Here is a 478-nt window from a genome sequence, read left to right as displayed (position 1 = left end):
GGCATGACCACGTCGGAGACGACCACGTCGATCTGGCCGTCGAGCTCTTCGAGGATGTCGAGTGCCTCGACGCCGGAGCCGGCTTCGTGGACGGTGTAGCCCCGGGTTTCGAGCATGCGCTTGCCGCCGCGGCGCACGGCGTCCTCGTCCTCGACGAGAAGCACGACCGTCGACTTGCCGGTCAGGTCGACATCGTCGGTCGCGGCCGAGGCGGCAGGCTGCTGCTCGGCAGCGGTCTTGGCATTGTCACTATCCGCCGTGCTCTCTTGCGCCACATGGCGCGGCAGGAAGATGTGGAAGGTCGTGCCCTTGCCGACTTCCGATTCCGGGAAGATATAGCCACCCGATTGCTTGATGATGCCATAGACCATGGAAAGGCCGAGGCCGGTCCCCTTGCCCACTTCCTTGGTGGTGAAGAAGGGCTCGAAGATCTTGTCCATGATCTCGGGCGGGATGCCGGTGCCGTTGTCGGCAATAT

1 protein-coding gene is annotated in these 478 nt (G+C 63.8%); it reads right to left on the bottom strand.

The genetic code is table 11. The features are described from left to right. Nucleotides 1-478, bottom strand: a 478-nt coding sequence (locus tag AC1D0P_RS28940) for an ATP-binding protein (protein ID WP_477679883.1), incomplete at both ends; no start/stop codon positions are given.

The sequence above is a fragment of the Polaromonas sp. P1_G2 genome (assembly GCF_056405515.1).
This window is presented reverse-complemented; position numbering and strand designations above follow the sequence as displayed.